Source organism: Tissierella sp., from assembly GCF_032104385.1.
Classification (GTDB): domain Bacteria; phylum Bacillota; class Clostridia; order Tissierellales; family Tissierellaceae; genus Tissierella.
Genome location: NZ_DAMCHJ010000016.1, coordinates 44,569 through 53,786, shown reverse-complemented (window position 1 = coordinate 53,786; position 9,218 = coordinate 44,569). Strand labels below are relative to the sequence as shown.

General features: G+C 30.7%; 9 protein-coding genes and 1 tRNA gene. All 10 read right to left on the bottom strand.

Annotated features, from left to right (window positions below; genetic code table 11):
* Positions 1–137 precede the first annotated feature (137 nt).
* Positions 138–213 (bottom strand) — tRNA-Thr (locus RT714_RS13615).
* A 50-nt stretch (positions 214–263) separates the two neighbouring features.
* A complete protein-coding gene (gene sigH / locus RT714_RS13610) occupies positions 264–914 on the bottom strand; it encodes an RNA polymerase sporulation sigma factor SigH (RefSeq protein WP_313758352.1) in 651 nt (216 codons plus the stop codon).
* A gap of 76 nt (positions 915–990) precedes the next feature.
* Positions 991–1,521, bottom strand: coding sequence for an NYN domain-containing protein (locus tag RT714_RS13605; RefSeq protein ID WP_313758351.1), 531 nt, complete (start codon positions 1,519–1,521; stop codon positions 991–993).
* Positions 1,514–2,251 (bottom strand): 23S rRNA (guanosine(2251)-2'-O)-methyltransferase RlmB, encoded by a 738-nt coding sequence (gene rlmB, locus RT714_RS13600; protein ID WP_313758350.1) that lies wholly within the window; start codon positions 2,249–2,251, stop codon positions 1,514–1,516. The genes RT714_RS13605 and rlmB overlap by 8 nt, the downstream gene beginning before the upstream one ends.
* 189 nt (positions 2,252–2,440) lie before the next feature.
* Positions 2,441–3,199, bottom strand: a complete 759-nt coding sequence (gene thyX / locus RT714_RS13595; protein ID WP_313758349.1) for an FAD-dependent thymidylate synthase — start codon at positions 3,197–3,199, stop codon at positions 2,441–2,443.
* Between the two features lie 13 nt (positions 3,200–3,212).
* Positions 3,213–3,638 (bottom strand): ribonuclease III domain-containing protein, encoded by a 426-nt coding sequence (locus tag RT714_RS13590; RefSeq protein WP_313758348.1) that lies wholly within the window; start codon positions 3,636–3,638, stop codon positions 3,213–3,215.
* 3 nt (positions 3,639–3,641) lie between these two features.
* On the bottom strand, positions 3,642–5,039 hold the full coding sequence (gene cysS, locus RT714_RS13585; protein ID WP_313758347.1) for a cysteine--tRNA ligase: 1,398 nt from the start codon (positions 5,037–5,039) through the stop codon (positions 3,642–3,644).
* Positions 5,040–5,155: 116 nt separating this feature from the next.
* The gene (gene gltX / locus RT714_RS13580; RefSeq protein WP_313758346.1) at positions 5,156–6,637 is read right to left on the bottom strand and encodes a glutamate--tRNA ligase; all 1,482 of its coding nucleotides are present in this window, start codon (positions 6,635–6,637) and stop codon (positions 5,156–5,158) included.
* A gap of 350 nt (positions 6,638–6,987) precedes the next feature.
* The gene (locus RT714_RS13575) at positions 6,988–7,155 is read right to left on the bottom strand and encodes a hypothetical protein (RefSeq protein ID WP_313758344.1); all 168 of its coding nucleotides are present in this window, start codon (positions 7,153–7,155) and stop codon (positions 6,988–6,990) included.
* Positions 7,156–7,379: 224 nt separating this feature from the next.
* A complete protein-coding gene (locus RT714_RS13570) occupies positions 7,380–9,104 on the bottom strand; it encodes a proline--tRNA ligase (RefSeq protein WP_313758343.1) in 1,725 nt (574 codons plus the stop codon).
* Positions 9,105–9,218 lie beyond the last annotated feature (114 nt).

The following is a 9,218-nucleotide window of genomic DNA, read 5'->3' as shown; positions in this document are numbered from 1 at the left end:
GGTTTAGTTCTTTCAAATTTTGCTTTTGCCATTTCAATTTTCCTCCTTAATTATATTAATAATTTTACTTTCTTTAAGTTTTCTCAAGGAAGATATATAAGAAAACTCATCCTGGCGTTTCTTATCTTGGAAAATCTTGGAGCCCACGACCGGACTCGAACCGGTGACCTCTTGCTTACCATGCAAGTGCTCTACCTCCTGAGCTACGTGGGCATTTTTCTCACTGCTAGTTATTTTACTATTTCCCTTAAAGATTGTCAAGCTTAAGTTTCTACTTTATCTTCTAATATTTTTTCTAATTTTCTTTTTACCCTTTGCAATGCATTATCAATGCTTTTTACATGCCTGTCCAAGTCTTCCGCAATTTCTTGATAACTCATACCATTTACATAAGATATTAAAACTTCTAATTCTAATTCAGACAAAACCTCTTCCATTTTTCTTTCCATTAAATTCAAATCTTCCCTGCTAATCATTAATTCTTCTGGATCTGAAGTCCTAAATCCTGAAATAATATCTAATAATGTTCTATCGGAGTCTTCATCATATATGGGTCTATTAAGTGAAATATAAGAATTTAAAGGAATATGTTTTTGCCTTGTTGCTGTTTTAATTGCCGTAATTATCTGTCTTGTAATACAGATTTCTGCAAAGGCTCTAAAGGATGTAAGTTTATCCCTATTATAATCACGAATTGCTTTATAAAGTCCTATCATGCCTTCCTGAATGATATCCTCTTTATCTGCTCCAATTAAATAATAAGACCTAGCCTTTCCCTTTACAATGCTTTTATATTTGTACATTAGGTATTCCAGTGCAATAGCATCATCATTTTTGGCTGCCTCTACAATCTCTTCATCTTCCATAAATTCATACGTAGACGATTCCAAGCATCTATGTAACTCAAGTTGCACTAAGTATCCCCCCAGTTTATACTTTAATTTAAATCACTTTTATTATATTTAATACTTATATATTAGTCAAGGTTATTCAATCTTTACTTATTATTTTATTCAGCTTATCTATTGTTTCCTCATCTAATCTTCCTAACAATAAGTCATTTTTTTTATTTTCCATAGTATTTTTACGCTTCATTAGCTTCTTTTCATTAAAAATTTCCACTTCTAATTCTCTAGCTGAAATCCTAGTACCCCCACGTCCAAGAATGATTTGTTGTTCCATCCAATCCGATGTGGCTACCCTTACTCTTTTTATTCTCCCAATCTCATCTAATTGCTTTTCTATATATTGGTCTGCTGTTTCATTTTCTTTTGTATATATAACCTTCAATCCATTATAGTTCTCTTTGGTTCCACAATTGCCTTTTACCAAATGTGCATCAAATACAATTATCACTTCAATTCCAGAATAATGCTTGTATTCTGTCATAATTTCTATAAACTCATTACGAGCTTCTTCTAAATTTTCATTTTTAAGCTTATTAAATCTTTCCCAAGAGTTAATGATATTGTAGCCATCCACGAAGAGATATTCTTTAACTCTTTTATTCTTTCTAGCCATGGCTTTGTCTTACTACCTCATATATCAATATAGACGCTGCATTAGAAGCATTTAAGGAGGATATCTTACCTAACATTGGTATTTTAACCAATATGTCACATTTCTCTTTTACTAGTTTAGATAACCCTTTCCCCTCATTTCCTATTACCAACCCTATAGCTCCTTCTAAAGATGTATTAAAATGGTAATCAGTTCCATTCATATCCGCACCATAAATCCATAGTCCTTTATCTTTTAGTTCTTCAATTGTATTTGAAATATTATTTACCTTAGCTACAAGCATATGCTCAACTGCACCAGCAGAACTTTTATATACTGTTTGATTAATCTGAGCTGATCGTCTCTTGGGAATGATTACTCCATGTACTCCCGCACACTCTGCTGTTCTAATTATAGAGCCTAAATTATGTGGATCCTCCAAACCATCTAAAATCACAATAAATGGAGGTTGATTTCCTTCCCTAGCTCTGTTAAGAATATCCTCTATATTTGAGTAACTATAGGAAGTAACTAATGCAACTACTCCTTGATGGGCATTGCCTTCTGACAAAGAATCAAGTTTATTTTTATCTACTTGTTGTATTACAATATTTCTATCTTTTGCTATTCCAATTATTTTATTTATAGAACCCTGAAGCTCTCCCTTTAAAATATATAATTTTTCTATTTCTCTATCTGTCTTTAATATTTCCAAAACAGGATTTCTCCCAACAACATATTGAAAATCCATTCCTATCACACCTTTCTGCAAACCCAGTGAACAACTAATAACTATTCACTATTCACCGTATTTGTATTTTCGCTCTTGATTATTTACTATTCAACAATCTTAAAGCTCAAATTTACTTACTCCCTATCGATCCCATAAATTTGGCGTTCGTTGCGTTTGACCTACTAAAGCTCACCACCGTTCGCTAAGTTAGGTCATAAACTTCTCCCTTACTTCAGCTATCTTCCCACAAGTCATCTTGCCTTCTGGACATGGTCCATTTATACAGCCTGGTCCAGCATTTTTAAATAATGTAGGATAGATTTTTTTCACTTCACTTAACATTAAAATAGCAAGTTCCCTTATTTCCCATTGAGCCCTATTGCAACATCTAAGTTTAAAAAAATTCATCAAAGACCTTGCGTTCATAGTAAATACTATCTTGGTTTCACAGGCATTGGGAAAAATGTATCTTGCGTCTTCAATGGATTCTTTTTCAGCTTTATTTCTTGCTTCTTTTTCATTGTAATTAAGATTTATATACTTATTATAATACTCCTTAAATAATAAGTTTGATATTTCATTATAACTTTTTTGGTCTTCCTTCATAGCCTTTTCAAATATTTCCCTAGCCCTTTTATTATTCGCAATGGCTGGCGGAATTATATATTCAAATTGCTCAAGTTTTACGTATCTTTGTGATTGTTGAGAAAAACTCGCAATTCTATGTCTAACCAATTGGTGAGTTAACGTACGAGATACACCTTCTACTCCAAAAGTAAAAGTAACATGTTCAATGGGACTTTCATGGTTTAAATCCATTAAAAGGGATAAGAAGGATTCAACCTTCTCTTCATTTAAGCTCTCTTCTATTTCATTTACACCTATAGCAGAATAACAAAGTCTAGCTGCTGCTGCAATTAGCTTTTCACCATCTGGTGTATATCTTAAAAGTTCTACTTTAGCCATTCCAATCCCTCCTTTATCTATTAATTTCTATATTAGATACTAATTCAAACAATTCTCCTATTCTATTATCCTTGCCCATTAAGTAAAGATAACCAATTAAAGCTTCAAACCCAGTAGCGTACTTATAATCTATCATGTTTGCATTTTTAGGCATAGTGTTGGTTTTTGCATTTCTACCTTTTTTAACTATTGTTTGCTCTTCCTCAGTAAGTACATCTTCCAAAATATGCACTATATTAGCTTGTGCCTCAGCTTTTACATATTTAATAGTTGATTTATGCAGCTCTTTAACTGATAGCCTCTTCTTAAGCAAATACGTTCGAACAAATAATTCATATACTGCATCACCTATGTATGCAAGTTGCAGAGGAGATAACATAGTTATGTCCTCTGCATTTAATTCTGTATTCATTTTTCTAAATAAGTTGTCTTCTCCCATAATCTATATACGTTTCCATTTCACCCCTTCTTGGGTATCTTCTAAAACTATTCCTTTTTCTTTTAATGTATCTCTAATTTCATCAGCTAGTTTAAAATCTTTATTTTTTCTTGCCAATGTTCTTCTTTCTATAAGATCTAGAATTTCATCTTCCAAAATTTCTTCTTTTTTATTTAATATTCCAAGTACATTAGATAGTTCTAATAAAATATTATAAACATTTTGAACTAATTTTCCAGATGATTTTTCATTTAGATTTGAATTAGAAAATTTAACAATTTCAAATAATGATGCTATTGCATCTGCTGTGTTTAAATCATCTTCCATACTTTCAATAAATTCCTTTTTATATTTCTCAACAATAAATAATGAATTGTTTTCTTCTTCATTTAATTCCCTATCTTCTGCTTTTTCAAGCAAATATTCTAGGTTTTTCTTTCCATTATACAATCTTTCTAAACCATTTTCTATTTGCTTCATTACTTCTCTAGTAAAGTTTATAGGAGATCTATAATGTGCAGATAGCAAAAAGAATCTAAGAACTTCTAAGTCAAATTCTTTTGCAATATCTTTCACTGTAAAAAAGTTCCCTAATGACTTAGACATTTTTTGATCGTCTACATTTAACATAGCATTATGCATCCAATAATTTGCAAATGGTTTTTCAGTTAAAGTTTCCGATTGTGCAATTTCATTTTCATGGTGTGGAAACTGAAGATCTTCTCCACCTGCATGTATATCTATGGTGTCTCCTAGTAAAGTTCTAGACATAACAGAGCATTCAATATGCCACCCTGGTCGTCCATTACCCCAAGGACTTTCCCAAGAAGGTTCCCCCTCTTTTGCTTTCTTCCATAGTGCAAAATCCATAGGATTATTTTTTTCTTCACTGACATCCACCCTAGCACCACTGATTAAATCCTCAATATTTTTCTTAGATAGTTTACCATAATCTTTTGCACTCTCTATATTGAAATAAACGTTTCCATTAACATTATAAGCTGCACCTTTCTCTATTAAAGCTTCTATGAATTCAATCATTGGCTCAATAAACTCTGTAGCTTTAGGATGTATGGTCTTTTCTTCATATATATTTAAACCCTCTGCATCTTCTAAAAAAGCCTCTATATATCTATCTGCAATATCCTTAAATGTAGTATTTTCCTCATTAGCTCTATTTATTATTTTATCGTCAATATCTGTAAAGTTTACAATATACTTAACATTATACCCTTTGTATAAAAAAAATCTTCTCAATGTATCAAATACTACCATTGGTCTAGCATTCCCAACATGTATATAATTATAAACCGTTGGTCCACAGGTATACATACTTACCTGTCCATCCACTACGGGTATAAATTCTTCTTTTTTCCTTGTTAAAGTATTATAAAGTTCCATATGTCCCTCCTTTTATTATAGTGAATAACTACTAGTTGAAAAGATTAAAATACCCTATGCTTTACCAAAAACTATTCACTATTCACTCTTAGTTATTCACTGCTTTTATCTATTAATTAGATATAATTCTTTATTACATAATCAATTCTTTTCAATATGTTTTCTTTACCTAATAAAACCAATATATTTACGAACTCTGGCCCATGGGCTGTTCCTGTTAAGGCTACTCTGGCTGGCATAAATAAACTTTTACCTTTGACTCCTGTAGCTTTTTGTATGAGCTTCATAAATCCTTTAGCGTATTCTCCATCTATTTCTTCTATATTGCTTAATTCTTCTTTGACAGCAGTTAGAACAGTTTTTACTTGTTCTCCTTTTATTATTTCTAAAGCATCTTCCTCTACTATTTCCGTATGATCTTTAAATATAAATTCTACTTTTTCTACTACTTGTGCCATTGTATCTAAACTTTCTTGAACTGTATGAATTAATAGTTTCAGCCATTCATATTTATTTTGAGCAAATTCATTATCAATAAAACCCACTTCTATCAAATATGGAATAGCCATATCCGTAATTCTTTCAACAGATGCGGATCTTATATAATGACCATTTACCCAATTTAATTTATCTTTGTCAAATATTCCACCAGTTTTTGAGACTCTTTCAAAAGAAAACTTTTCAATTAGCTCTTCCATAGAGAGTATCTCTTGATTGTCTTCTGGACTCCAACCTACTAATGCTAAATAGTTAATTAATCCCTCTGGCAAATATCCCTTATCTCTAAAATCTTCTACAGAAACATCCCCCTGACGTTTGCTTAATTTTTTCCTATCTTTATTTAATACTGTGGGAAGATGAACATATATAGGCTTTTCCCATCCAAATACTTCATATAAGTAAATATGTTTTGGTGTAGATGGCAACCATTCTTCTCCTCTTACGATATGAGTTATATCCATTAAATGATCATCTACCACTACAGCCATATGATATGTTGGATATCCATCAGATTTTAATAGAACTTGATCATCAACATCGTCAGTATTTATTACAATATCTCCTCTAACTAAATCATGAAATTTCACATCATAGTTTTGAGGTAATTTTAACCTAACTACATATTCTTCCCCATTAGCTATTCTTGCTCTCGCTTCTTCTAAAGGTATATTTCTACAAAATCCATCATATTTTGGAACCAATCCTTTAACCTTTTGTTCTTCACGTACTTGATCAAGTCTTTCTTTAGAGCAGAAACAATAATAAGCATGACCTTTTTCAATAAGCTCATCTACATATTTTCTATATATATCTAATCTTTCAGATTGAATATAAGGACCATGATTTCCTTTTTGCACAATCTTACCATCTTCTACAAATACTCCTTCATCATACTCTACACCAGCCCAATGCAATGATTTTATTAGATTTTCTATGGCTCCTTCTACAAATCTAGTCTGGTCAGTATCTTCTATCCTTAAAATAAACTTACCATTATTATGTCTAGCAAATAAATAATTATATAAAGCTGTCCTTAGTCCTCCTATATGTAAATATCCTGTAGGACTTGGAGCAAATCTTACTCTAACTTCTTTCAAAATGTACACCTCCTGAATTAATTACTTTCTATTATATCTTACTAATCTTTAAGTGTAAACTATCCACTTTAAATAAAAAAGGCTTCTATTGCACTAATAGCTAAATTATTTAAGTCTTTTTTAATACATTTGGTTCAAGTTCACATTTATGAAGAATAAAACTCCAGTATAGATTATAAGGAAAACTTTTATCGAAGCATTAAAATTAAAGAAATTTTTCTTGAAACTCATTGATAAAAAGTTCCATATCTAAAATATTAAAGCAGAATTTTCCTATTCATTATAAAAAATACTATATTAAAATCTTTAAGTATTAAGATTTCAATATAGTATTTCCTTTAAAAAAATTATTATTGCATTGTAAATATTTTTGTTGTTTTCTCAATAAAATTAAGTTTCTTTTTTGAATGAATATTAAATTCTTCCTCGGTTATTAATTCTTTTTCTTTTAATTCATATAGAATGTTTATAACTTCTTCACATAATGTAATTAACTCGGTTTCTAATTCTATTAACATAGCAACCCTCCATTAATTATATAATATATCAATATTTTATCACCTCATTGCTTCAATTCTTTTTTTAGAAAAATTTATTAATTATTATAAATTAAAAACTATAATATAAGTACTTTTTATCTAGTTTACAACTAGTCATATTATATATATTCAACATTTATTTTAAAACTCCTTCTTTTTTTATAAAAAAAAGCAAGACTTTTAGTCTTGCTTTTTCATTATATTTATATTTTTAATCCTTCCTTATGAAACTCATCTTTTATTAAAGATGTTAAGTCATCTACACTAATCTCCAGTTTTTCATCTTCACCTCTTATGGAATATTCTACAATTGATTCTCCTGCTCTTTTTCCTACTGTCACTCTAATTGGAATTCCTATTAAATCTCTATCCTTAAATTTAACACCTGCTCTTTCATTTCTATCATCTAAAATAACTTCTAACCCTATGGAGTTTAGTTCTTTATATAGTTTTTCTCCTAAATCCATTTGTTCTTCATTTTTTATATTTACAACAGTTATAATTACATGATAAGGCGCTACAACTAAGGGCCATATGATTCCATCTTCATCATGATATTGTTCAACAACTGCTGCTACAGATCTAGAAACACCTATTCCATAACATCCCATTATAAATGGCTTTTCTTTACCATTTTCATCTAGGAAATTAGCTCCTAAAGAATCAGAATATTTGGTTCCTAATTGAAATATATTTCCTACCTCAATTCCTCTATCCATTACCAATGGTTCTCCACATTTTGGACAGATATCTCCTTCTCTTACTAAAAGTAAATCATCTACTACTTCTCCAGTAAAATCTCTACCATGGTTTGCATTCTTTAAATGATAATCTGTTTCATTTCCTCCTACCACTAAATTTTTCATTTTAGTAATTCTAGAGTCAACTAAAAGTCTAACTTCCTTTTTCAAACCAATAGGCCCAGTAAATCCTTTATTAGCACCTGTTATATCTAATATCATCTTTTCATCTGCCATCTCTACTTCATGTTCACCAATACCTAAATAATTACAGAACTTAGTTTCATTTAATTCCCTATCTCCAGGAATTATAGCAACTACTGGTTTGCCTGCTACATTAAATACCAACGCCTTCGCAAAATTACTATGCTCTACATTAAAAAATTCTACCAATGCTTCTATAGTGGTTACATTTGGAGTATGCACTTTTTCTAGCTCTAATTCTTCAGGCAAATCTCCCTTAACTTTATATATTACCTCTGCTTTTTCATCAGTAGCTGCATATTCACAATGATCACAATATGCTACAAGACTTTCACCTACATCGGACATGGCCATAAACTCGTGAGATATTTTACCTCCCATAGCTCCAGTATCACCTTGAACTACTTTATATTTTAATTTCAGTCTAGTAAATACCTTATCGTAAGCTTCCCACATTATTTGGTAAGCTTTTTTCATATTATCTTCATCAACATCAAAACTATATGCATCTTTCATTATAAACTCTCTACATCTCATTAAGCCAAATCTTGGTCTTTTCTCATCTCTGTACTTAGTTTGAATTTGATAAAGGTTTAATGGAAGTTGCTTATAAGATCTTACTTCATCTTTTATCAAATTAGTAAAATACTCTTCATGTGTAGGTCCAAGACAGAACTCTCTATCATTTCTATCCTTTAATCTAAACATTTCTGGTCCAAAATTATCCCATCTTCCTGTTGCTTCCCATATTTCTTTTGGTTGAATAGCAGACATCAATAACTCTTGTGACCCTGCCCTATCCATTTCTTCTCTAACAATTTGCTCAACCTTCCTTATTACCCTATATCCCATTGGAAGGTAAGAATATACCCCACTAACCAATTTTCTCATCATACCTGACCTTAAAAGCAATTTATGGCTTGCTATCTCTGCTTCTGCTGGCATCTCTCTTAAAGTAGGTATATAAAGTTTTGACATTCTCATTTTATTTTCCTCCTTCTTCTATAATATATAATTATTATTTAACAGTATAAAAAACAAACTTGGTTAAGTAACTTCCGCAGTCTCGAAACTCAAATCTATTTACTCGCTACGGTC